The organism is Saonia sp., assembly GCF_056326165.1.
On sequence record NZ_JBWFBN010000003.1, the window covers coordinates 64,595 to 88,870 of the forward strand.

General features: G+C 35.1%; 26 protein-coding genes. 8 read left to right on the top strand and 18 right to left on the bottom strand.

Annotated features, from left to right (window positions below; translation table 11 throughout):
- The first annotated feature begins 3 nt into the window (after positions 1-3).
- A complete protein-coding gene (locus AC000W_RS04250; RefSeq protein WP_474746332.1) occupies positions 4-498 on the top strand; it encodes a hydrolase in 495 nt (164 codons plus the stop codon).
- Here AC000W_RS04250 and AC000W_RS04255 read toward each other — a convergent pair.
- The 15 genes from AC000W_RS04255 to AC000W_RS04325 all read right to left on the bottom strand — a co-directional run bounded on the left by AC000W_RS04255 (position 495) and on the right by AC000W_RS04325 (position 13,364).
- Positions 495-1,154 (bottom strand): alpha/beta hydrolase, encoded by a 660-nt coding sequence (locus AC000W_RS04255; protein ID WP_474746334.1) that lies wholly within the window; start codon positions 1,152-1,154, stop codon positions 495-497. The genes AC000W_RS04250 and AC000W_RS04255 overlap by 4 nt on opposite strands.
- 6 nt (positions 1,155-1,160) lie before the next feature.
- Positions 1,161-1,484 (bottom strand): hypothetical protein, encoded by a 324-nt coding sequence (locus AC000W_RS04260; protein ID WP_474746336.1) that lies wholly within the window; start codon positions 1,482-1,484, stop codon positions 1,161-1,163.
- 27 nt (positions 1,485-1,511) lie between these two features.
- Complete coding sequence (locus AC000W_RS04265) at positions 1,512-1,646, bottom strand: hypothetical protein (RefSeq protein ID WP_474746338.1); 135 nt, start codon at positions 1,644-1,646, stop codon at positions 1,512-1,514.
- A 5-nt stretch (positions 1,647-1,651) separates the two neighbouring features.
- Positions 1,652-1,816: a hypothetical protein gene (locus AC000W_RS04270; RefSeq protein WP_474746340.1), complete on the bottom strand. Its 165-nt coding sequence runs from the start codon at positions 1,814-1,816 to the stop codon at positions 1,652-1,654.
- Positions 1,817-1,851: 35 nt separating this feature from the next.
- A complete protein-coding gene (locus tag AC000W_RS04275) occupies positions 1,852-3,105 on the bottom strand; it encodes a dihydroorotase (protein WP_474746342.1) in 1,254 nt (417 codons plus the stop codon).
- The gene (locus tag AC000W_RS04280) at positions 3,102-5,027 is read right to left on the bottom strand and encodes a BatA domain-containing protein (protein ID WP_474746344.1); all 1,926 of its coding nucleotides are present in this window, start codon (positions 5,025-5,027) and stop codon (positions 3,102-3,104) included. Before AC000W_RS04280 ends, AC000W_RS04275 begins: the two co-directional genes overlap by 4 nt.
- A gap of 127 nt (positions 5,028-5,154) precedes the next feature.
- A complete protein-coding gene (locus tag AC000W_RS04285) occupies positions 5,155-6,162 on the bottom strand; it encodes a glycosyltransferase family 2 protein (protein ID WP_474746346.1) in 1,008 nt (335 codons plus the stop codon).
- Between the two features lie 24 nt (positions 6,163-6,186).
- Complete coding sequence (locus tag AC000W_RS04290; RefSeq protein WP_474746348.1) at positions 6,187-6,600, bottom strand: hypothetical protein; 414 nt, start codon at positions 6,598-6,600, stop codon at positions 6,187-6,189.
- 4 nt (positions 6,601-6,604) lie between these two features.
- A complete protein-coding gene (locus tag AC000W_RS04295; protein ID WP_474746350.1) occupies positions 6,605-7,306 on the bottom strand; it encodes an SGNH/GDSL hydrolase family protein in 702 nt (233 codons plus the stop codon).
- A 3-nt stretch (positions 7,307-7,309) separates the two neighbouring features.
- Positions 7,310-8,950: a PQQ-dependent sugar dehydrogenase gene (locus tag AC000W_RS04300; protein WP_474746352.1), complete on the bottom strand. Its 1,641-nt coding sequence runs from the start codon at positions 8,948-8,950 to the stop codon at positions 7,310-7,312.
- A 2-nt stretch (positions 8,951-8,952) separates the two neighbouring features.
- Entirely contained in the window at positions 8,953-10,458 is a 1,506-nt protein-coding gene (locus tag AC000W_RS04305; RefSeq protein WP_474746354.1) for a glycoside hydrolase family 26 protein, read from the bottom strand.
- Between the two features lie 7 nt (positions 10,459-10,465).
- Entirely contained in the window at positions 10,466-10,864 is a 399-nt protein-coding gene (locus AC000W_RS04310; protein ID WP_474746356.1) for a hypothetical protein, read from the bottom strand.
- Positions 10,865-10,948: 84 nt separating this feature from the next.
- Complete coding sequence (locus AC000W_RS04315) at positions 10,949-11,227, bottom strand: hypothetical protein (RefSeq protein ID WP_474746358.1); 279 nt, start codon at positions 11,225-11,227, stop codon at positions 10,949-10,951.
- A 57-nt stretch (positions 11,228-11,284) separates the two neighbouring features.
- Positions 11,285-11,860: a hypothetical protein gene (locus AC000W_RS04320; RefSeq protein ID WP_474746360.1), complete on the bottom strand. Its 576-nt coding sequence runs from the start codon at positions 11,858-11,860 to the stop codon at positions 11,285-11,287.
- Between the two features lie 10 nt (positions 11,861-11,870).
- Positions 11,871-13,364 (bottom strand): S10 family peptidase, encoded by a 1,494-nt coding sequence (locus tag AC000W_RS04325; RefSeq protein WP_474746362.1) that lies wholly within the window; start codon positions 13,362-13,364, stop codon positions 11,871-11,873.
- Between the two features lie 194 nt (positions 13,365-13,558).
- Between AC000W_RS04325 and AC000W_RS04330 the strand changes: the two genes are divergently transcribed.
- From AC000W_RS04330 to AC000W_RS04340, 3 genes are all read left to right on the top strand, one after another.
- Positions 13,559-14,695 carry a Gfo/Idh/MocA family protein gene (locus AC000W_RS04330; RefSeq protein ID WP_474746364.1) on the top strand — a complete coding sequence of 379 codons (1,137 nt, stop codon included), beginning with the start codon at positions 13,559-13,561 and terminating at the stop codon, positions 14,693-14,695.
- A gap of 155 nt (positions 14,696-14,850) precedes the next feature.
- Entirely contained in the window at positions 14,851-16,452 is a 1,602-nt protein-coding gene (locus tag AC000W_RS04335; protein WP_474746367.1) for a PhoX family protein, read from the top strand.
- 79 nt (positions 16,453-16,531) lie between these two features.
- Entirely contained in the window at positions 16,532-18,355 is a 1,824-nt protein-coding gene (locus AC000W_RS04340; RefSeq protein WP_474746370.1) for a cytochrome-c peroxidase, read from the top strand.
- On the opposite strand, the gene AC000W_RS04345 is transcribed toward AC000W_RS04340, so the two are convergent.
- Genes AC000W_RS04345 through AC000W_RS04355 form a run of 3 tightly spaced genes read right to left on the bottom strand, consistent with a single transcriptional unit; the run spans position 18,352 to position 20,331 of the window.
- Entirely contained in the window at positions 18,352-19,116 is a 765-nt protein-coding gene (locus tag AC000W_RS04345) for a TIGR02757 family protein (protein ID WP_474746372.1), read from the bottom strand. The two genes, AC000W_RS04340 and AC000W_RS04345, sit on opposite strands and share 4 nt — an antisense overlap.
- Positions 19,113-19,667 carry a CPBP family intramembrane glutamic endopeptidase gene (locus AC000W_RS04350; RefSeq protein ID WP_474746374.1) on the bottom strand — a complete coding sequence of 185 codons (555 nt, stop codon included), beginning with the start codon at positions 19,665-19,667 and terminating at the stop codon, positions 19,113-19,115. The genes AC000W_RS04345 and AC000W_RS04350 overlap by 4 nt, the downstream gene beginning before the upstream one ends.
- A 1-nt stretch (position 19,668) precedes the next feature.
- Complete coding sequence (locus tag AC000W_RS04355) at positions 19,669-20,331, bottom strand: ABC transporter ATP-binding protein (RefSeq protein ID WP_474746376.1); 663 nt, start codon at positions 20,329-20,331, stop codon at positions 19,669-19,671.
- A 120-nt stretch (positions 20,332-20,451) separates the two neighbouring features.
- Here AC000W_RS04355 and folE point away from each other — a divergent pair, with 120 nt between their 5' ends.
- From folE to AC000W_RS04375, 4 genes are all read left to right on the top strand, one after another.
- A complete protein-coding gene (gene folE / locus AC000W_RS04360; protein ID WP_474746378.1) occupies positions 20,452-21,048 on the top strand; it encodes a GTP cyclohydrolase I FolE in 597 nt (198 codons plus the stop codon).
- A gap of 87 nt (positions 21,049-21,135) precedes the next feature.
- Positions 21,136-21,441 carry a hypothetical protein gene (locus tag AC000W_RS04365; protein WP_474746380.1) on the top strand — a complete coding sequence of 102 codons (306 nt, stop codon included), beginning with the start codon at positions 21,136-21,138 and terminating at the stop codon, positions 21,439-21,441.
- A 54-nt stretch (positions 21,442-21,495) separates the two neighbouring features.
- On the top strand, positions 21,496-21,807 hold the full coding sequence (locus AC000W_RS04370; protein ID WP_474746381.1) for a hypothetical protein: 312 nt from the start codon (positions 21,496-21,498) through the stop codon (positions 21,805-21,807).
- Positions 21,808-21,859: 52 nt separating this feature from the next.
- Entirely contained in the window at positions 21,860-24,265 is a 2,406-nt protein-coding gene (locus tag AC000W_RS04375) for a TonB-dependent receptor (protein WP_474746383.1), read from the top strand.
- The last annotated feature ends 11 nt before the right edge of the window (positions 24,266-24,276 follow it).

Below are 24,276 nucleotides of genomic sequence, written 5' to 3' on the forward strand. Positions count from 1 at the left end.
TTAATGAAAAGTAAAATATTTTTGTATCTATTTGTTTTTGCCGCTTTGATTGCTCTCTATCAATTCGTTAGTGCCAATAACATGTTAAAAGAAAAAAACGCGACTATTGTAGATTTAGAAAATAATACAGAAGCGCTGCAAGATTCATTACAAGCTGCGCAGCTAAAAGCATTAGACCTACAATATTTTTCCTTAGAAAATAATGATGATGCATTAGCCTATTATGAACATTTAAACCTTAAAGATCCTTCACTGTATATTTCTGATAAACTATTGGAAACCAATGAAAAGAAAGGGGATAATCCATTAATTCCATACGCAGGGATGGAAAGTGATTTTAAAATCAATAAAATTAAATTGATGAACCACAAATGGATTATTGCAGATTTTTCTGATGGAAAATATTGGGGAGAACTTCTTTTGCACTATGAATTAAAAGATGATTTGGGTGTTGATTTCACTGTAATAGACCACTTACTATATACTAGGAGCAATTAGATTTTCTCATCTAACCAATCTTTTAAAGAATAAAAATTCTGCGGAGATACTCCATGACCAATGGGGAATTCTTCATATGCATGGTTTACATTTAGTTTTTTGAGTATTCCTGGAGCTTTTTGAGCCCATTCTATTGGAATTACTTGATCAACCGTTCCATGGGAGGCATATATGTTTAATTTTGAATAGTCATTGGCTTGATAATTCTCCACAAGAATATTTTCATTTATATAACCACTCAGTGCAATAATATTTTTAATTTTTTGTGGATAGGACAACCCAATGGAATAGCTCAATATTGTTCCTTGACTGAAGCCAAGTAAAGTAACATTATTTGTATCCAAATGATATGTAGAACATGCTTCATCAATAAATGAGACAATTTTATCTCTAGATTCCACGGCTTGCTCTTCATCACTCCACTTTCCTTTTTCAGCATCAAAATTAATTGCATACCATGCATATCCATATGGCTGAAGACTGTATGGAGCACGAACGGAGATAATACAAAGCTCTTCCGGTAATTCGGATGCAAATGAGTATAAATCTTCTTCGTTACTGCCATAACCATGTAACATGAATAACACAGGCGGTTTAACCTCTTTAAGAGATGAAGATCTAATTATGTGTTCCAAAGATAATGGGGCTGTTGTCATTAAGTATTAGGAGATAAAAGTGAACCATTTTTGAAAATATTTCCCCAAAATAGGTACTTCCAGTTCTTTATTATTCAATGCGCCAACAAAGCCATATATCCAAAGCACAATATAAAAGACATATAAACCATACCAGGCATAGGTGTTGAACCATTGACTTAAAAAGAGCGAGCATCCAAGAAAAATCAAATGTAGTCCAAAGGCCTGCCGAATATGAAACCTGGCAAACAAGTGTTTAGGTTCAGAATTCATACTGATAGCAATTAAAGCACCAACAATGGTCATGTAGGCAACTATGGCTGTGGTTTTTCCCGGTTTTTGGTCAGTCATTAATTTATTTATTAAATCTAAAATAGACTATTTTCCAATATTCCCAATTATTGGTAGTGGTTCAGCTTTTCCATTAATGGCATTTACCAAGCCGAGAATTGCCAATACCATTGGTGCCCATCCTAAAATACTTAGAAAACCAACATCTAAAAATCGTAACACAAGACTTAGGGCAATACTAAGTACCCAAACCTAAATGACTGGCCAATATGGAAATCAGCAAATGTATTTTTTTTGCTCATATTCATTAAATAGGCAATAATTAACCCAATTACAAAAATGTAACTAATAATTGCTTCTGTTTTTCCTTCATTGATAGTGCTTTGGTCCATAGTTATATTATTTAAATTAATATTAAAATAGATATTTAATTTATAATTTGATTATTGGAGATTACACCATAACTTTTTCCTTTTAATTTTTCGCCTAAAAACATGCTGTTTTTTGATGTAGACAGAATGTTTTCTTTGGAAAATACATATTCTATTTCAGGGTCAAACATCGTTATATTGGCTAGTTCTCCTTCCGCTATTTTTGAAGTTGTGATGTTGTAAAGCTCTTTGTTTTTAGTAAGCAATCCAATGGTCTTTTCTATTCCAACTAATTGATTTAAAGCTCCAAATATATTTTCTAATCCTATTGTTCCATTTTCGGCATTGTCAAATTCAACATTTTTCAACTCAATATTTAAGGGCAAGTGGTCACTTGTTACAAAATCTATGGTTCCATCTTTTACTCCTTTAATCAATTCTTTTGCATCAGTTTTTGTCCTGATAGGGGGTATTGTTTTAAAATTGGAATCAAACTCCTCCAAGACATCATCTGTAAACCAAAGGTTATGGATTGCCACGCTACAGCTAACATTTAATCCCTTCTTTTTTGCTTCCGAAATTAGCTTCACCGATTTTGCTGTGGAAATGGTTGGAATATGCAATTTACCACCTGTGTATTCTAGAATAAATAAGTCCCTAGCAATTTGAAGTTCCTCTGCCAGCGCAGGAATCCCTTTTAACCCCTGTTTGGTAGATACTTTACCCTCATTGACAATTCCTTTCCCTGCAATTCCTTTATCTAAAGGAAAAGAATAAACTAATCCATCAAAATTTTGTGCATAAAGTAGAGCTATTTTTATTAGATTAGAATTTTCAGTGGCGCTTTTAAAGTCAGAGAAACCTACTGCTCCAGCATTTTTCATGTCATACAATTCCGCCAAGTCTTTTCCTTCACCTTTGGTGGTCAGCATACCTAATGGATACAAATTTGTGGCACTGCCCTGAGCTGTATTTTTTAGAAATACAATGTCTGAGCTACTATCTGGCAGTGGATTACAGTTAGGATTAAGAACAATATCTGTAAAACCACTTTTAGCAGCAACAGTAAGTCCATGGACAATGGTCTCTCTCTCTTCATACCCAGGCTCACCAAAGGAAACACTGGTGTCTAACCAACCTTGCGAAATATGTAGGTTTTTATGATTTATAATTCTGGTATTTCCACCTGCTTCAATTTTAGCAGCAATCCTATCTATGATACCATTCTTAATTAGAATATCACGCTTTTTAAGATGCAAATTCTTATTGGAGGCATCTACAATTGTGGCGGACTTTAGAAGTATGTTCATTTAAAAACTTTTTGAATAAGAATTTCAATCAAAATAAAAAGCAATGCTAAAATAACAAACCATTTCCAAAGGTCTGTAACTCTGTTGTCATTTTCCAACTCTTCAAAAAGAGTAGAAATGGTGCTCTGCTTTGTTGTTGCATCAAGTATATTTAAATCTAAATATGCAAGCTCACTTTCTTTTCTTGGGTTATTAAAGCTTATATTTTTAAGTGCTTCATTGCCATTCTGTACGGTATAAATACCATTTCTTTCGAGATTATCATCGAATGTCAATGTTACCTTATTTGGAAAGGACTGTTGTTGAGGAATAAATTCATAATCTCCTTGAACTAGTTTTAGAATATTATCTTTTCCAAGATTTGTTGAGATATCTATGCCAGAAACTTCACCCATAAGGTTGTACAGCTTTGGTAACTTAAGACTTCTTGCCCCCATATTATATAATGTAGGGACTATTATTGGTGATGCTATAAAATTGCTGCTTTCTTTTGACAGGGGACTAGTAAATATATACAATCCATTTTCTCCAATTAAAAAAGGGTTTCCATTTTCAAATGAAAGAACAGGGGGCATTGTTGATTGTATTTCATAGTATTGTGAAACAGTTGGGTATTGAAAGTTTGTCACTTTCTTTTCAAAGACATTGGTGAATAAGGGATGAGAAAAATTTATTTGCGTGATGTCTATACCACCCATGATTTGCTTTGAAAAAGTAGAAGAATTAATATTTGATAATAATTCATTGTATGATTGAGTGCCAATATTATTTGATGGGATAATTACCAACGACCCTCCATTTCTTTTAAAAGATATAAGCGCATTTTGAAGTGAATTGGGAACTGTGCTTAGTTCATTCAGAATAATCAAATTTTGTGATTCCAATACACTGTAGTTCAGGTTTTGAAGAGAATATGATTTGTACTGAAATTCATCATCAGTAAAAATTCTACTCAAAAAACCAGAATCAACTTCCGAAATTGCCAATACTTCTATTTTCTCCTTCTCATTTATATTAAAATACAAGGCGTTGTCATATGATAGACCAGCATCCAACACTTCAATTTTACCGTTGATTATTTCATTTTTTGGTAGCGTAAAAACCAAAGAAGCTCTTCTATTGCTGTCAAAATCTGCAGAAGTTTTGGCTATTAAAGATTCATCATTAAATAAAGAGACAGCAATATTATCAGAACTGGTCAAAGAAGAGAGTTCAGTTGTTAGTTCAAGAGTATTAGACAAAACATCACTTACATATGCAGTATCTATTACAATGTTTTCCTGTTTTTCTGGTAATAACTGCACTAGATGTTTCTGTATATATGTTTGGCTAGAATCAATATTGTTAGAAAGCATTCTTTGTTGAAAGTCTGAAATTATAATCAGATTTTTTATGGATTCAACACTATTGGAAAATAGGGTACTGGCCTTTAACTGTATTTCATTTAACTTAAGTTGTTTTTGAGAATGATTTATGGATAATAAATCGTTCTGAACATCCATTAGCTCAACCTCCCTATATGTTATGTTATTGGTAAATAGTGAAAATGTACTTTCTTGGGGAATGGCTTTTATTAATTCTTGTATCCCATTTTCCAACAAGCTTACATTATTGTTTTTGCCCTGCATACTATAAGAGTTGTCTAAATAAATAACAACTTCTTTTTTAACAAGTGCTGTTTCTTTTGCAAAAAATGGTTGAGCAAAGGCTAAAATAAGTGATGCCAAAAGCAGTAGTCTGGTAAAGAGTAACAACCATTTTTTTAGGGTATTACTTTTACGAGATTCCACAACAACTCTCTGTAACAATTTTACATTGGTAAAAGGAGTCTTCTTAAATCTACGAAGTTGAAAAAGATGAATGAATAAGGGGATAAGTAGTAAGAATAAGGCCCAAAGGAGTTCTGGATGTTTAAACTGCATTCCCTATTTTGATTTGGCAAATATACTTTAAAAAGTTTAATGTATAATAGTTTAAATGGTTAAAATGATTATGATCAATATACCTTAATCAACCTATGAGCTTTATTTTTCAACTATTATTTTGGGTTTAGCAAAAGAAAAAATAATCCTTGCCAGGTGTCATATTAATTTCATCAAAATAATTTTTGATTGATATTTGGGCTTCCACATTGGCGACGGTAATAATGCTCTGTGAGTTCTCTAATTTGTCTAGGGCAGAAAAATGTTTAAGCCTAATCCCATAAATGTCTTTCCCAATCTTTTTTGGATTGTCACATATCCATTGAAAATCAATACCCTTTTCTACTAAACTTTTTGCGATGGATTTACCCTTAAATCCAGCACCCCAAACTGCTAAAATCTTTCTGTCTTTATATTCTAATTTTAAAAAATAATGCAACTTAATGTTTAAAAAGTAGTTCTGAGCATAGTGTTCACTGGTACGTGATGTTCGAGAATCATAGTCTCGCCAATAATGCAGAAGTTCGTTGCAGGGAATGCATATTAGTTTTTCTTCATAAAAACGGAACGTTAGGTCATAATCCTCAGGATATCTGTTGGGCTTAAAAGCTTTGCACTTATCTAAGTCTTCTCTATAAACCATCCAACAAGGAGAGGGGATAACACATTCCTTATAGATTTCTGTATAATTTGAGCCTTGCTCTGTGAGCATATTCAGCCAAACTTCATACCGCTCATAACCATTACTAATTCCTTGACTAGAAAAATACTTTACTTTCCCAACTGCCAAATGTCCCTTACCATAATCCAATAAGTTATTCAACATTACTTCCAATTTGTTTGGAGTCATAATGTCATCGGAATCCATCCTAGTAATAAAACCACCAGTACTTTGAGAATAGGCAGTTCTGAGAGCTTCTATGATACCATTTCCACTATTATCATACACTTTGAATCTGGAATCCTTTTCAACATATTTTTTTAGAATTGATTTGCTATTGTCCGTAGAATGGTCATTTACAGCTAGAACTTCCCAATTAGAATATGTTTGGGTACGTATTGAATCCAGACATTCATTCAAGAATGAAGAAGTATTTTTAAAGGGAATAAGAATGCTTATCAGAGGATTCTTCATAAGGCGAGATAAGCAATTTTGAGCTTAACTAAAAGGTAATAAATCTGGCTCTAAATATTCGGTTTTTGCTTTATAAGACGAAAAAATGTCAAACCCATAATGACAACCCAACAAGTCTTTGAAGTTATTTTTAAGCCTGGGAAATTCTTTTAGCAGTTCAATGAAAGAGCTTGACTTTGATTTTTCAATAAAATGTGCTACTGCTTTAACAGAAGCAATTGTTACTGTTTTATTAAACTTGCCTCCTTTTCCATGAATATTATCAAACTTTAGAATTTGATTGCAAATTTTATTACTTGCTTGTTCCACACCATACTTTTGAATATAAACCCAGGCCAACCTTAAGTGGGCCGTATGTGTAAATAGGGAAGGGGTTAAACTACAATTAGAAAATTGTCTTTCAAATTCAGCATCGCTTAAATCAAAATGTTTCTCCATGATTTTATTCTTCCAACGCCTTTTTTATAGCTTCTTCCACCAATGGCTCCATAATCAAGTAACCATCCTTGTTTGGGTGTACTCCATCAGAAGTCAACTCTTCTCTCATACCATTATTACCGTCTGTCATGGCAGAGAAATAATCTAAGTATACAAATCCTTTTGTTTTTGCATACTTTTTAATTTCATCATTTAATTCTGGAATTCTAATATTGGGATTTAAACCAGGTCGCCATCTATAATCAAAAGCGGGGTGCACAGAAGCAAGAATAACTTTTATCCCATTGGCTTGTGCAATTTCTGCCATAGAAGTTAGGTTGTCCATAATCATTTGTGTGCTAGCATAGCCCGTATTTTCCGCAATGTCATTAGTTCCGGCACAAATAACTACCACTTTAGGGTTAAGGTTTACAACATCTTGCTTAAACCTTAATAACATTTGTGGTGTGGTTTGACCACTGATACCACGATTTACATAGGGCTTGCCTTCAAAAAATTCTGGATGATGATGTCCCCAACCTATGGTGATAGAATTACCCATAAAAACAATTCTGTTTTCACCCTCTTTAGGTGCTTCTAGACTGCTATTTGCCTCCTTAAACCTGCCCATGTTGGCCCAATCTTTTGCAATATCTTGAGCTACAGTACTTTGTTTACCAAATAACCCTAAAAACATAACCAATGTGATAAATTTTAAAATTTTCATACTTTATTTATTAAGTCCCTTACGTTGGTGTAAAATGTCTGCTGAAATAATATTACCGGAAGTTTCACCAAACTCAATTTTAATGAAGTTCAAGATATCCCTTATTTCATCATCCTCCAAATTTTGATATGATGGCATTTCATCATGGTATTGTACACCATTTACTGTTATAGGTAAATTCATTCCCTGTAGTAAAATATCTATTAACCTTGGATTATTATCTGTAACCCACTCACTGTTCACCAAAGGAGGAATTTGACCAATATTCCCTTTTCCGTCTGGCCTATGGCATGCAGCGCAATGCTGCATATATAATTTTTGCCCTTGTAAAAGTTCATCATCTGTTGCATTGAATGCCCAATTTTCCGTAGGTAACGCATATGGCTCCTTATCTTCTTTTAATATAACGCGGCTTTTTATACTTGCCAGCTGTTTTTTTATTTTGGGAGTTAAAGGCTCCAATTTAATAATGCGGTCTCCTTTTTCTTTAGGAAGAGAATCATACATCCATGGTTGATGTCCTGGATGCCAATCTAAATTACTGGTAGCAATATAAATTGCACCGTCACGCCCAACAGTTACATCTCGTATTCTTCCCAGCTTTTTCTGTAACAATATATGTTCATCCGTTACATTTTCTCCCGTACTATCTAGATTTAAAACCCTTAAAGATTGCCCCTTTAAGGTAGCTTGAATCAAGCTATTTTTCCATTCTGGAATAGCCTCATAATTATAGTATGAAAGCCCTGAAGTTGCTACCGTGGGTGTCCATGTCTGTATGGGTTCCTTGATTGCATGGTCATTGCAGTATTGTTTTTCTGTTTCTAAATCGCAATAGCCATGAACATTTGGCCAACCATAATTTGTTTTTTTAATGATTATATTAATTTCATCATCATTATTTGGACCATGTTCAGAGGCATATAATTTATTATTTCCAAATGCAATGCCTTGGACATTTCTATGACCCAGACTCCAAACAGGGCTATTGGGATAAGGATTATCTATAGGAATAGTGCCATCTATATTTAAGCGGAGAATTTTTCCATTAAATACTTCAGGGTTTTGTGTAAAATCTGTTCCGCCACCAGCATCACCTAAGCCAATGAATATTTTATTATCTGATGAAATAAGCATTCTAGAACCATTATGGAAGGTATTTCCTGGAATTGCATCTAATATAGTAGTTGGTTCAACTAACTTATCATTCATAAATGTAAACCGAGTTATTCTAGAATAAATATGATCCAACAAATTTGAATCTTTTTCTGCATATACGTAATGAACATAGATATAATGATTGTTTTCAAAATCTGGATGCAATACCATACTGAACAATCCAGATGACTTCCTGTAAAAAACGTCATCAATAGTAGTAAGGAGCTGTAATTCTCCTGTTTCTTTATTAACTCTACTAATGGTGCCTTTTTGTTGTGTGAACCAAATCCACCCATTTGGACCCATTTCCAAATCCCATGGAACGTCCAAATTATATGCTATTTCCGTGGCGACTAGTAGGGTAGAATTTAATTGAAGTTCTGATACATATTTGGCAGGATCAAATTTTGAAGAGGTAGTTCGTGAACACCCATAAATGGCTAATGCCAGTAATGCTAATACAAAACCCCTTAAATAAATTAACATGGCTATTCTCTTTTATATACCAATTTAGATTTTGTTTTTCCCCTAAATCCATCAGCTTCTTCTTTTATAATTAATTTTTTTCCAATGCTTGTTAAACTCCAATCCTGATTGTTTTTAAATTTTCGTTCATTCCCATTGAAATTAAAAGTAGTTTCAGATTTAACGGATAGCATATCCTTGTCTTTTGACCATGATGCGGTTTGTATTCTCGGAGAATTAAAGACGATTGATTTCATCTCCGTGCCATCAGTTTTTAATATAATACGTGTAATTTCATCATCTGACCATTCAACTTCTGAGTACGACTCAATGGCCAACATTTCATCGGCTTGAATAATATTTAGTTTATGAGCCGGATTCCCTTCTATTTCACTTTCATTTTCTACAAGCTTCCACATCCCAGAAAAATCCGCTGCTTGTTTTAATTCCAAAGGTGGTAAGTTGGAAGACTTTCTAAATGGAGTTATAATTTCATTGTATTTCTCATCTTCCATGAAAACAACATGCTTATCATCAAGAAAATCATTATAATGTTCTTTTGGTGTTAATTTTGTCATACCAGACCAAATGACATAGAACGTCCAATTTGGCTGCTCTTTTAAAACTTCTATGGTTGGGGGCACTCCTACTTCAGCAAGAGCCATAGGTTTTCCATTGGCCAACTCCTTCAATTGATTATAATACGTTTGTTTATAATCACTTCCATATACATCTAAACCAACAACATCAAAGTATTTTTCTCCAGGGAAATATTTTTTATATGCTCTTTCTGGTAATCCGCTTGTGCGGTCCACACTCCACACCCATACCAAATTATTTAGTTTGTGATGCTTTACCAATCTATCAAAAATTTGACGATATAGGCGTTCTGTTGTGTATTTTCCCTTGTGTAATCCTCCCCACCAGAACCAATTTCCGTTCATTTCATGATATGGTCTCCATAGTACTGGAACTTTTGCATCTTGCAATTGTTTTAGGTATTTGGCAATTTCATCTACCTGATTTGCCCATTTTTTATACAAGGCAGTTCCTGGGGTCATAATATCTTTGTATTGCTCATCTGTTAATTTACCCTGAACACTTGCTAAAGCTTCAGGATTAGAGCCTGGTCTAGGGGTAAAAGTTATGGGCTCGTCAGCTGTTGGTGGAACACCGTGCCAGCATAAAGTAATAATGGACCCTTTTTTATGCTGTTTTATGGCCTCATCTACAATAGCAGGTCTGGAAAGGTATGAGTCTTTGTCACCTTCTTCAGAAAAACCAAAATCTTGACTCCATACGGGTGGGGTTTTTCCAATATATTCAGCTGCAAACTCTGAATTTTTTGCTCTTGAAATAGGAAAATTGTGCTGCCCAGCAAGCATATGTTTACCGCTAATACTATATAAAAGTTCTAGAAGCGCCTTTGCTTCGTCTGAGGCGTTCGGGGTTACTGGTCCTGCATTTTGAGCAAAAAGACCAGAAGACAGAAAAATTAAGGTCAATAGTGACCAATATATTTTTTTCATAGAAGTATTATTTTAATTGTAAATCGTTTTTAATTCTGTTTTCAGATGGACGTTGCACAAAAAAGTAAATTATCAATACTATGGCAATAGTTAAGTACAATGCATGTGAGCTTTGTAAAAATGCAAAAAGTGCCAAAAAGGATGGTACTTCTATAATTGCATATTTTATGAGTGATGCACTTTGATAGCGAGCTAACTTACTTTGTAATGGCAGTTTTTGTGATATTTTGTCCACCATATTCTTAAATACATATGTACTTAGAAAATAACCAACAATAGCAATAATGGGTACTAGATATAAAAAATAGTCTCCGCTGGGATATAATTCAGTTTTTAGTGTATCTCCTGTATAGTATGCAAAACCAGCAAAGGCCAACAAACCCGTAAAAAGGCCTAAGTGTAGCATGGATAAGGTTTGCAAAAAAGACTTGGGAACGGTATTCTCCTGGCTAGACATTTGGTTGGTTTAAATCCTTTCCAAGATAGTGATTTATGAGGTAACCCACCAATAGATTAGTAAAATGAAAAAAGAAGTTGCCCCAACTGCAATACATGAAATCATTAGCTCTTTTTGCCTTTCAATTTTGATTTGCTTAATAATTTTATTTTTAATTTTCTTTTTTTCAAATTCAGTTAGTTCTTTAAAATTCATTCCACTGGCACGAGAAATATTATTGTATGTCTTGCGAATTTCCTTAAAGCTTTTTCTTTTCTTAAGCAAAGCTCTATTCTGAAGCGTAGTTTGCATTCCATGTGACATAAAGCCCATAATCTCTTTCTTTATATATGGGTACTAAAAAGGAACAGTTTGTTACATTCTTTCAACTTATTCTTTAGGAGGGGTAATCATAATATGGGCTCTATGAGTTCCAGGGTTCATTAGCCACGCATGCCCTGGCGGTGTAGGTTTAGTAGGCAATCCGGTTGATTCCCCTGTAGCGAATGGCACATAAAAAACATAACGAACATAAGGGTCTTCAATTTCTCGAGTCTCTGGATTAACTGTTCCAGAAAACACGCATAAAGTAGCTTTGTCCGGCATTTTTAATGTTCCAGCTTTCACCTCTTTTTCTCTAAGATCAAAAATCTGTTGAAATTCTAAACCTTGTGCTTTTAATTCTCTCCCACGAGCCATAAATTCATCCAAATCTTTATGATAAGCCGCAGTAGAAAAACTATCATTGCTTGGGTCATCAGCCAAACATACATACGCATTACTGCCTTTTCTTAAAGTCACAAAGTTTCCATTTTCATCATACCCATAAACTTTAGCACCTTCCTTATATTCCTCCGGAGCTGCCATTGTAGCCGTTTTTATTTGCCATTCTTTTGAAGGAATTGTTTGTGAAGAAAGACTAAACATTAATAAAAGTACTGGAATAATTACTATTTTTCTATTCATGACAATCGTTTTAATATTTTGCTGGTTTTCCGTTCGTTAAAGTCCTTTTAATAAAATCCCTTATATCATCATTAGCACTTTTTAAATCTTCTCGGCGTAAGTACATCATATGACCACTTCGGTAGCCTTTAAAACTGAAACGATCTTTCATTCTACCACTTGGATCTACTTGCCACATAAGATATTTAGCATTGAAATAGGTAGTAGCTCCGTCATAATAACCAGATTGAACCAAGACATTTAGGTAGGGATTCTGCGCCATAGCTTGTCTAAGGTTTTCTCGTGTATTCTCATCAGAATTATCCCAAGGATGCACTGGGCCAAACATATTGTATTTTACATCCGTTTTAAAGTTTAGCTCTTCTTGAAGATAATAGTTAATGGCCGGAGTAAAGCTATGAAGCCAAGAGGTTAATTCCGCACTATAATCAGGTTGCATCCCTACTAATTGCTTATCAATTCCTAGATACCTAGAATCCAATCTACCTATATTATATCCTCCTTTTTCTTTGAGTAAATTTTTCCAAAAATATTGAGTTGGAACATTTAGGTTTTGATCAATAATTTCTTTTTTTGATAGCCCAGAATAGTATGCCATTTTTTCTGCTACAGAATTTTTTTCAGTTTCCCCAATAAAGCCACCTTTAGCTAAAGCTGGAATCAAAGTATTGACAGTATACTCTTCAGATTCTGGAAGAATTTCTAATAGATCTTTTTGTTGTAATGCTGGTGGCAAAACTTTATGGTGCCAGGCAGCAGCAGTATAATAGGGTAGATTAATAGCCTCTGCAACTGGGCCTGTATTTCTTATAATTTTATAATCAGCAGGAGAAACCAAAATAACACCGTTAAGATACATCCACTGGTTATTCTGTAAAGCAAAGGAGAGTCCCATTACCCGTGGACCACCATAACTTTCCCCAATTATATATTTTGGTGACCGCCAGCGATTGTTTCTGGTAACAAAAGTATTTAGCCATTCTGCCAAGTATTTAATATCCGCATTTATTCCAAAGAACTTCTTACGATCTACTTCCTTACCACTTTCAGGTATAGTACGAGAGTATCCGGTATTTGCCGGGTTTACATAAACTATGTCCGTCATGTCCAAAACTGAATAGGGATTCTCTTTTACACCATAGGGTTGCACAGGGTAACCTTCATCATCGATCTTTAGAACTCGTGGTCCAGTATAAGCCAAGTGCATCCAAACACTACCAGAACCAGGTCCCCCATTAAAAGAAATTAAAAGGGGTCTAGAAGCCCTATCTTTTATATTGTTCCTAGTATAGTAAGTATAATGTAATGCAGCTATGGGTTCCCCAAGTTCATCCCAAACGGGCTGGGTGCCAGTAGTTGCCGTATATGTAAAAGAAGCTCCATTTACTGTAACACTGTGCTGTGTTGTAATAGTAGTGTCTACAGGAATGGTTCTGCCCTGTGTAAAACCAATTGCTATGAAACCAAAAATGAAAAATGAGGGCAAAAGTAGTTTACTTACCATAATGAATTAGCTTGTTATTGAACTTAAAAATAAGTATTTCAATTGAGAGTTTTGTGTATTGGCTTCTTATTTACATTTACAATATTCATATTAAGGAATTCTTAACAAAAAATCATTATAATAAAACCCTTAGTTCGTTAACTTTATGTGCTTTAGTTAAGTAGATTAATAAAACCAACCGTAAAATATTTATCATGGAAAAAATTAACAGAAGAACATTCAATTCTAAAATAACCAAAGGAGTAGGGGCTGCTGCAGTATTAAGCAGTGTACCGCTTGCATGTGCTATGGGAGCATCAAGTCAAAAGAAAAAATTGGGCTATGCCCTTGTGGGATTGGGTTCCTACAGCACCTATCAATTGGCACCAGCTTTACAAGATGCACAGCATTGTTATTTAGCGGGCATTGTTACAGGCACCCCTGAAAAGGAAAAAATATGGATGGATAAATATAATATTCCAAAGGAGAATGTATATAACTATGAAAATTTTGATGACATAGCCAATAATCCTGATATTGATATTGTATATGTGGTACTGCCCAATGCCATGCATGCGGATTTTTGTATTAGGGCAGCTAAGGCAGGTAAGCATGTGGTCTGTGAAAAGCCTATGGCCATAAATGCGGAAGAGTGCAATGCCATAATCGATGCGTGTAATGATGCAGGAGTTAAACTGGGAATGGGGTATAGATTGCATTCTGAGCCTTATACCCAAGAGATTAAAAAATATACAAAGGAAAAGACATTTGGCGATGTAAGATATATTTCTGCTGAAGCAGGCTACTTTTCTGCCAGTAATCCCGAGCAATGGAGATTAAATAAGAAATTATCAGGGAGTGGTGCATTAGGGAATATGGGGGTATATGCCATACAAGCAGCAATCTATGGTACTGGTGAGAATCCTATTTCTGTAACAGCACAGGAGTTTAGTACTCGACCAGATTATTTTAAGGACACGGATGAAACCATTACGGCCCAGTTTGAATTTCCAAGTGGTGCCATTGGAAACATAATGACTTCTCATAATATCACCAGTAATAAATTTCTTGCTAATTGTTCTGATGGGTGGTACGGTTTAGATCCAGCAACAGGTTACGGTCCATTAAAAGGAGAAACATCTAAGGGAACAATAGAATTTCCACATGAAAGTCAACAGAAATTACAAATGGATGATTTTGCACAACATGTTTTAACTGGGTCGCCCAATATAGCGCCAGGGGAAATGGGTCTTAGGGATGTGATAATCATGGAAGCTATTGTAAAATCAATTAATGAGGGCAATAGAAAAGTAAAGTTGGATTTTGAACCCGGCTTTGGCTTTGGGGGTTAGTTTAATTTTAAAAATTACATGAATCTAACATTCAATTAGCAAGTTAACTATTATTTAATTTTTGATTAATCAAATCAATATATTCAGTTAATGAAACCATAAGATTGGTCAGATAGTTTTGGGATACTAATAAAAACCTAAAAACTATTTGAAAAATGATTTCTAAAAAATTACTATTAAGTGCTCTATGCCTTTCCATTATGGGATCCAATTTTGTAAGCTGTAATCCTGAAGACGGAATGGATGGTCGGGATGGAATTGACGGAGTAGATGGAATTGACGGAATAGATGGTCAAGATGGAATGGATCTTACTATCGCAGAAATGGAACCCCTTACAACTTCTGTTGTTTCTAACGAAGTATTTGAATTAAAAGGTGGTTTTACCAGTAGTGCAGAATTGCAAATGATTCTATCATCTGCAGACATTTTGCCAACAGACACCACTTTTGTATATGGGTCTTATATGGACGGTGCGGCCCTTTACCCTTATGGAGATGGTACTTATGCCTTTATTAATAATTTAGAGCGCGATTACTCCATTGCAAGAATTAGAATGAATGCAGATTTAGAACCTATGGAAGGTGATTACATTGTAAATGCGACTGCAACTGCTTTTACTGCACAATGCTCTGGTTCTGCAATTACTGTAGAAGAGCATGGTTTTGGACCATTATATTTATCTGGTGGTGAATGGGGTGGTAATGCCAAGGGAGTTTACAAAGTAAATCCTTTTCGTTCTACTAACGATAGAGTGGAAGTTGATAGATTACCTGCACTTGGAGAGTGGTCAACTGAAAATGCAGTAGTAATTGGTAAAAATGCTTTTCCAGGCCAGACGGTAGTTTTCATGGGAGATGATGATAGTGACAATATATATCCACAAGCTCATTTTGCAATGTACGTTGGCGGCCTTGGAGATTTGAGCAATGGATCACTTTACGTATTAAGAGGTAAAGATACCACAGAGACCGAAATTGGCGGTGGAGGTCTTAAGTTTGAAATGGGAATGGTAGAAGGAACTGAATATGATGTAGAATGGGTAGAGGTTACTGAAAGAACAATTGATGAACTTAACCAAGAAGCTATTGATTCTGTAGCCATAGGATTCCAAAGAATAGAAGATATTGATTGGAGAAAAGGCTCCGCAGAAAACAATAGGGAAGTTTTTTTTAATGCAACAGGGAGAATTCGTTCAGACAATCCAGATTTGGCCAATAGAGGCACTTCTTTTGGTAGGGTATATAAAGTGGAGTTAAATCCTAATAATCCTACTGGAGATGCCAAGATATCTGTTGTGGTAGATGGTGATAAAGAAGGAGGAATGGGTGATGGTATGCACTCTCCTGATAACATTCTGGTGACAGAAAACTATGTGTATGTTCAAGAAGACCCAAATGGTTATGCCGATTTAAACCCAGAGATTACCGGTTATGCCAAATTGTGGCAGTATGATATTGTCAACAATACGTATACAGAGGTAATGGAATGTAATCAAGTAGCTGCTGCTGCCCTAGGTTTTGGTGATACAGATAGCATGTGGGAAATAACAGGGCTAATTGATGTAACTGATATTATTGGGGCTTCGGAACCCACTTTCCTTGGTGGGGCACAAGTTCATGGATGGAACTATAGTAGTCAGCCAGAAACTACTCTTAGGGCAGATGGTTTAAAATTCTTTGATCCAACTGCAATTGATGAGAGCTCTGCTGGTTTGGAAGGATCCTTTTTGTTCAAACTCACTGGTCTTCCAAGATAGCTGCAAATAATCTTATTATTAATAGGTTCCCATTTTTAAATGGGAGCCTTTTCTCGCAAAATTCTACCAATCAACACATATGAATGCATTAAAATATATTTCCTTCATCATTCTTTTTCCATTAGTCACTACTTCTTGTAAAGAACATGAAAAATCAAAAATAATTATGCCTAATAATGAATCCATGTTCAATGGGGATATAAGGCAATACTATTGTAGAACTTTGGATAGTGCTGCCCACTATATCCAAAAATTGGATACCTTCAATACAAAAGAAGAAAATCAAAAATATTTTCTAAAAAGTAGGGAATGGTATAAACGCGCAGAGCCTATGCTGATAGCCTATGATTATGAAAATTACCTTTCTATGAATGCCCCTAATCTCTTAAAGGTAGAAATGGAGGATTTTACCGATATTAAAAAAATAAAACCCAAAAGCTACCAAGTGCTGGAGGAGTTATTGTATTCAGATGATGAAATACCCAATAAAGACCTTCATAGGGTTTTGGAATATTTAAAGGTTAGAATCCCATACATTAGAAGAAACCACATTCTTTATACCCAAAGAGATCGTCATCATTTAAAAATGATTAGGGATGCCATTGTAAATATTGCAACCAAGGGTATAACGGGCTTTGATTCCCCAATGCTGGCCAACTCTCTTAATGAAGCCATATATAACTATGAATCTATTATTGAGATATTAAATATATACGAGAATACTTTTAATGATAAAACCATTTTTGATAATTGGATGAAAGAAATTAGAAGTTCTATAACAGACTTAAATTCGGGAGATTTTGATTCTTTTGACAGGTACGGTTTCATTAAGAACCACACCAACAACCAATTAAGACTTGTAAATAATACGGCAAAGGATTGGGGAATTGAACTAAGCAAGTCTAGGGCACTTAATCCCGAAGCAAGCAACATATTTTCCGAAGATTTTTTTAATATGAAAATGTTCTCTTTACAGGGTTCTCCATCTATTACGGAAGATAGAGTGGAACTGGGGAAATCGCTTTTTAATAATACAGAATTTTCCAGTACAAGAACAATAAGCTGCACCACATGTCATATTCGTGAAAGGGCATTTACGGATGGCCGTAGAAAGGCAATGGGCAATGATGGGAAAGATTTACAGAGAAATACACCCACATTATCATATGCTGTTTACCAAAGAACATTTTTTTATGATGGGAGAGGAGATGGACTTGAAGGTCAAATCGTAGCCGTGGTCAATAATGAGAACGAGTTTCATATGGATCTAAGTACCATTGAGGAAAAAATAAAGAACGATTCTGTTTATAAAGAGAAATTTAACAAGCTATATGATGGTGAAATAACCAATTTGAATGTTAGAAATGCCATTGCTACCTACATTAGAAGCTTAACCCCTTTTGATTCCAAGTTTGACCGTAATATGCAAGGATTGGAAGAATCTTTGACTGAAGAAGAAATCCTTGGATTCAATTTGTTTATGGGAAAAGCTGCTTGTGCCACTTGTCATTTTCCACCTGCCTTTTTTGGAACGGTACCACCAAAATATAATGAAACTGAATTTGAAAACCTTGGTGTAACAAAAAACGCTGATTTTGAAAATCCTATTTTAGATGATGACCCTGGTCTTTACCATCCATACGAAGTGGAAGAAAGGCGGCATTTTTTTAAAACATCCACTGTGAGAAACATTGAGTTAACCGCACCCTATATGCACAATGGGGCCCTTGAGACCTTGGAAGAGGTATTGGACTTTTATAACAAAGGCGGCGGCCAAGGAATGGGGCTGGATGTACCATACCAAACATTGCCGCCAGATTCATTGGAATTGAGCACGAAAGAAATCGAATCAATTATTTCTTTCATGAAAACTTTGACGGATAAAGAATTTGAGAAAATTTAGAATTTTTCAAATACCCCCAATCCAAAAAGGGCAAAGTCATATTTAACAGGGTCAAGTGGGTCTAGTCCTCTAAGATTGGTGTCCAATTCAGTGAGGGCTTTGGCATCATTTTGTTTACGATTAAGCAAACCCAATTTTCTTGCAACGTTTCCAGAGTGTACATCCAAGGGACAAGATAATTGACTTGGAGTTATTTTGTTCCAAATACCAAAATCAACACCGGTTGAGTTGTCACGAACCATCCATCGTAAAAACATATTAATGCGTTTGGCAGCAGAGCCTTTTATGGGGTCAGAGATATGTTTGGTAGTCCTTATAGGGTACGGGATTTCGAAAAAGATTTTTTTAAATTGGGAAATAGCATTTTGCATGGATGTTGCTTCACTATGTGTAGCGAACACTTGCTCTAGCTCTCCGTGCTTACTATAAATATTTTTGAGACTTTTAATGAAGTACTTTAAATCTTCGGCATTAAAAGTTCTATGTACAAATCCATTAAGAGATTCTAAATCACTTTCCATATGGTTCATTATAAAATCATAAGGCGCATTGTCCAAAAGCCGCATCATTTTTTTTGCATTGTTAATGATGCTTTTTCTATTTCCCCAAGCAATGGTGGCTGTTAAAAACCCACTAATTTCTATGTCTTCTTTTTTGGTATATAAATGCGGAATCTGTAGGGGGTCACTTTCCAAAAATTTTGGATTGTTGTATTCCACAACTTTTGCATCCAAAAAATCCTTCAATTCTGCTCTTGTCATTCGATAGGAATATTGAGTAATTCAGCAATGAGCATTGGTATAAACAATATTGTATTGTAAACGCTGTGGAGAAGTATAGACCAAGTTAAGCCTAAACGAACTCGTATGTAACCCAATAAAACACCTAGTATTAATTGCGGAGCAACTAATAAAGGAGCTAAAGTCAAAACTTGGGTAGTGAATTCAAAATTTGAAATATGAATTAAACCAAATGCTATAATCGACACATAAAAAGCATATTTAAAATATGGAGAATCTTTAAAAAATATTAAAGGTCCCCTAAAAATTAATTCTTCAATAACAGGAGCGACTATCCCAACCAATAGAAAAATAACACCTATAGGCATATCCAAAAGCTTTTCTGAGGCGTGCTCTCCTAAATCCAATTTAAGTGCGTTGGTAAGAACCCCTGTTAGAATAGAAATAAGGATTCCAAACCCCAACCCCAATAGTAATAGGCTAAACAACATCTTTTTTTTGTATGAAAGAGCTGCATTATCATAATTCTGATATACGGGATCCTTTATATATGTCCAGAGTTTTTTTAACAAATTATGATGTTATTAGGCCGTCTACCATGGTTAATTTTCTATCAGCCATATTTGCCAACTCTGTATTGTGGGTAACTATAACAAAAGTTTGCCCAAACTCATCTCGTAGTTTAAAGAATAGTTGATGAAGATTATCTGCACTTTCTGAATCTAGATTTCCACTAGGTTCATCAGCAAAAATAATGGATGGATTGTTTATCAAAGCTCTAGCTACCGCAACTCTCTGCTGTTCTCCTCCAGAAAGTGCATTTGGTTTATGGTCATACCTATCCTTTAATCCTAAAAAATCCAAAAGCTCTTTTGCCTTTTTCTCTGCTTCACCGCGAGCGGTTTTTTTTATGAAAGCTGGAATGCAAACATTTTCCAAAGCCGTAAATTCTGGCAATAGTTGATGAAATTGAAAAATGAAACCAATATGTTCATTCCTAAATTTTGCCAAGACTTTATCAGATAAATTAACAACATCTATATTGTTTATAAGTAACGAACTATCCTGTTTGTTGGATTGCACGTCCAAGGTCCCCATAATTTGCAGTAATGTAGTTTTTCCCGCTCCAGAGGCACCTACTATGGATACTATTTCTCCCTTTTTTATATGCAAATCAACTCCCTTTAGAACTTGGAGCTCTCCATAATATTTTTGAATATTACTGGCCTGTATCATTAAAATATATTTTCAGGATGAAAGTAAACATAAGTATAGACATGGCAAAAATTAATGATATAAGTACTTTAATGTGTATTTTTGGTTCCTGTCATTTTGTAAGAAGAAATACCATAATTAATGTCATATAAAAATCTAGAGGAATATAATATTGAAGTTACCAATGAAGTAAAAGAACGCTATTCTAGCATTATTGGAGAAATAGGGGAAGATATTACACGTGAAGGATTAGTTAAAACCCCTGAAAGAGCTGCTAAAGCCATGCAATTTTTAACGCAAGGATATGACCAAGATCCTGTTGAAATATTAAAGGGTGCCATGTTTGCTGAAGATTATGATGACATGGTTATCATTAAAGATATAGAGTTATATTCTCTTTGCGAGCATCATATGTTACCATTTTTTGGAAAAGCGCATGTAGCGTATATTCCAAATGGACATATTGTTGGGTTGAGTAAAATACCTCGTGTGGTTGATGTTTTTGCCAGAAGATTACAGGTACAAGAAAGATTAACGCATGATGTTCTAGAATGCCTTAATAATACATTAAAACCAAAGGGAGTTGCTGTAGTTATAGAGGCTTCTCATATGTGTATGATGATGCGTGGAGTACAGAAACAGAATTCGGTTACAACAACATCTGGATTTAGAGGGCAGTTTGAAAAAATTGAAACAAGAAGTGAGTTTTTAAAATTGATAAGTTCCGATTTATCATAGTAGTGCAAACAATATCACAATCTAGTTGAAAGAGTAAATTTTGGCATCTTTATTGTTTTCTTTCAATAGAACATTTAAATTAAAAACATGTCTAAATTAAAAGATAAAAAAATGAGAAACCTCTTTATGGGGTTGCTATTTGATGCCGTTGGAATGTTATCATTTGCCATTCCTGGAATAGGGGAGTTCTCGGATATTATATGGGCACCATTGTCCGCTTGGTTGATGACTCGTATGTACAAAGGAAGAATTGGTCAAGCTGCTGGCTTGGTTACTTTTGTAGAGGAATTAATTCCTGGCCTGGACATAATCCCGTCATTCACAATAATGTGGTTATACACCTATATTTTTAAAGGAAGTAAAAAAGGGAAGGTAATTAATACGAAAACTTAAATTGTGATTTTCTTAACATTCCTAATTCACATAAATTAACTAAGTTTGTTATATATGGGAGAGAAGAAGAAAATTATTTTCTTTATTGTTTTTACTTTTCTGATGCTGATAAAGGTATCGGCCTTCCATGTTTATACCCATCATGATACTAATAAAACTTCAATTGAAAATTGTAAATGGTGTGTTGTGGCTGTTGAGAATCAGCAAGCTGAACACCAACTTTTAACAATAGTTGAAGCACCAACTGTAAGTTTGGTAGTATTGGTAGAGCCAATACTGGAGGTAGAAGCTGAATTATTTTTGGGAAGTCCCCATAAATCATGTCTATTTTCAAGGCCTCCGCCTTCCATCCACACCTTAGGATAATTCTACACTTTTTTATTCAGTCCCTCATTCCAAGGGAGAAAACCATTTTTTAATGCATATTAAAACATTTATTTTAACTGTTTTATGTGTTTTCATAACATATTGTTCTATAGCTCAAAATTGCACTAGAACTTTAAGAGGAAACATAATTGATTATCATAATAAAACCTTGTTGTCTGGGGCAACAGTTGTTGTATTAGGTACTAATTTATCCGTTATTTCCAATAATAATGGTGAATACATTATTAAAGGGTTGTGCGAAGGGAATATTGAGATGGAAGTTTCCCATCCAGAATGCTCAACATTGATAATTCCCCTTCAAATAGATGGAAACACCAATTATGATATAAAATTGGAACACCACTTGGAAGAGTTGGATGAAGTGCAGGTTGTAGGGGATATCGTTAGCGAAAAGACGAACTCAGCTTTGGAAAAAAGTTTAAAACTCAATACGCTTGAACTGTACAGTACAGGTAGCTTGGGCGATGCCCTAAAGGGATTGGGCGGTGTATCTTCATTGAACACAGGTGCAAATATTGTTAAACCGGCCATCCATGGTTTAAATGGTAGTCGGGTTTTGATCTTAAATGATGGTGTGCGAATGCAAGATATGGAATGGGGCGCAGAACATGCACCTAATATAGACATCAATACTGCAGGCTCAATTTCGGTCATAAAAGGAGCATCGGCACTGCAATATGGAGGAGATGCCATTGGAGGAACTATTGTAATGGAACAAGAACGAATTCCCTTAAAGGATTCTCTTTATGGTAAAACATTGCTGAACGGTGTATCCAATGGAAGAGGTGGAAATGTAGTTTCTGAACTGACCAAAACCTATAAGAATGGATGGTTTCTAAAAGGGCAAGGGGCATATAAAAAATTGGGCGACCATGAAGCTCCAAATTACGTATTATCCAACACAGGTGTAAAAGAGTTGGCCGCTTCGCTACAATTTGGGAAGCGTCAATTTATCAGGGGATGGGATGCTAGGTATTCTTATTACAACACAGAAATAGCTATTTTACGTGCATCACATATTGGAAATGTGGATGATTTAATACGTAGTATCAATAGTGGAGAACCAGGAACCATTAACTCATTTACATATGATTTACTAAATCCACGACAGAAAGTTACCCATCATTTGGGCAAGCTTAAATTTTACAATCGGTTTGAAGGTGTTGGAAAATGGAATCTACAATATGATTTTCAAAGCAACCGAAGGTTTGAGTATGATATTCGAAGGGGAGAAAGGGACAATACGCCATCTATTGACCTAGAATTGACCACGCACACCTTATCCACTGATTTTGTTTGGGACGCAAAAGAAGACTGGAAATTGCATTTTGGATTAATGGGAAGGTACCAAGACAATTTTGCAAATCCAGAAACAGGAGTTCGCCGTCTGATTCCTGATTACCAAAAATTTGATCTTGGAAGTTTTTTAATTGGGGAATATAGGGTCAATGACCAATTTTTATTGGATGCTGGACTGCGTTACGATTATAGTAGAATTGATGCCCAGAAATATTACGTTACTTCTCGTTGGGAAGAACGTGGATATGATGATGAATTTCAAGACTTGGTCGTGGAAGATTTGGGCACCCAGCTTTTGGTGAACCCTGTTTTTGACTATCACAATATTTCTGCAACAGTAGGAGGCAGGTATGAATTTATAGATTATTCAGAATTAAAGTTTAACTATGCGCTAGCGCAAAGGGCACCAAATCCTTCAGAACTGTTTAGTGATGGGTTGCACCATTCCGCAGCCAGAATTGAGCTGGGTGATTTGAGAATGGATAGTGAAACCTCACATAAAATAACAGCATCTTATGAAAAGGGTTTTGAAAAATGGGGAATTGTCATTGAACCTTTTGCAAATTGGATTCAAAATTTTGTCTTGCTAGAACCATCCGGAGTGGAATTCACCATTAGGGGAGCATTTCCTGTATGGGAATATCGCCAAACCAATGCCCGCGTATTGGGATTGGACATTGCTGCTACAGCAAATTTGACAAGCCATTGGACAACGGAGCACAAATTTTCCATTGTTAAGGGTAAGGATGTCGAAAATGGGGATGCTTTGATAAATATCCCTGCAGCAAACTTCAGAAACAAATTAATATTTTCGATGCCCAAATGGAAGAATTTTGAAGCCTCTATGGAGAGTCAATATGTATTTCGCCAAAATGAGACCCCTGACAATATTTTGGTTTTTTCCCCTGAACAACAGCAAGATGTTATGTTAGAGATAAACACACCTCCAGATGCATACCATTTACTTGCTCTTAGGTCCAAATTAGAGTTCCCGTTCAAGAATAAAACAAAATTAACTACGTCTCTTACGGTTAGCAACCTTTTAAATACAGATTATAGGGACTACTTAAACAGACAACGTTTCTTTGCTAATGATCTTGGGAGAAACATCATTTTACAAATTAAGTTTAATTATTAATAACATAAAAA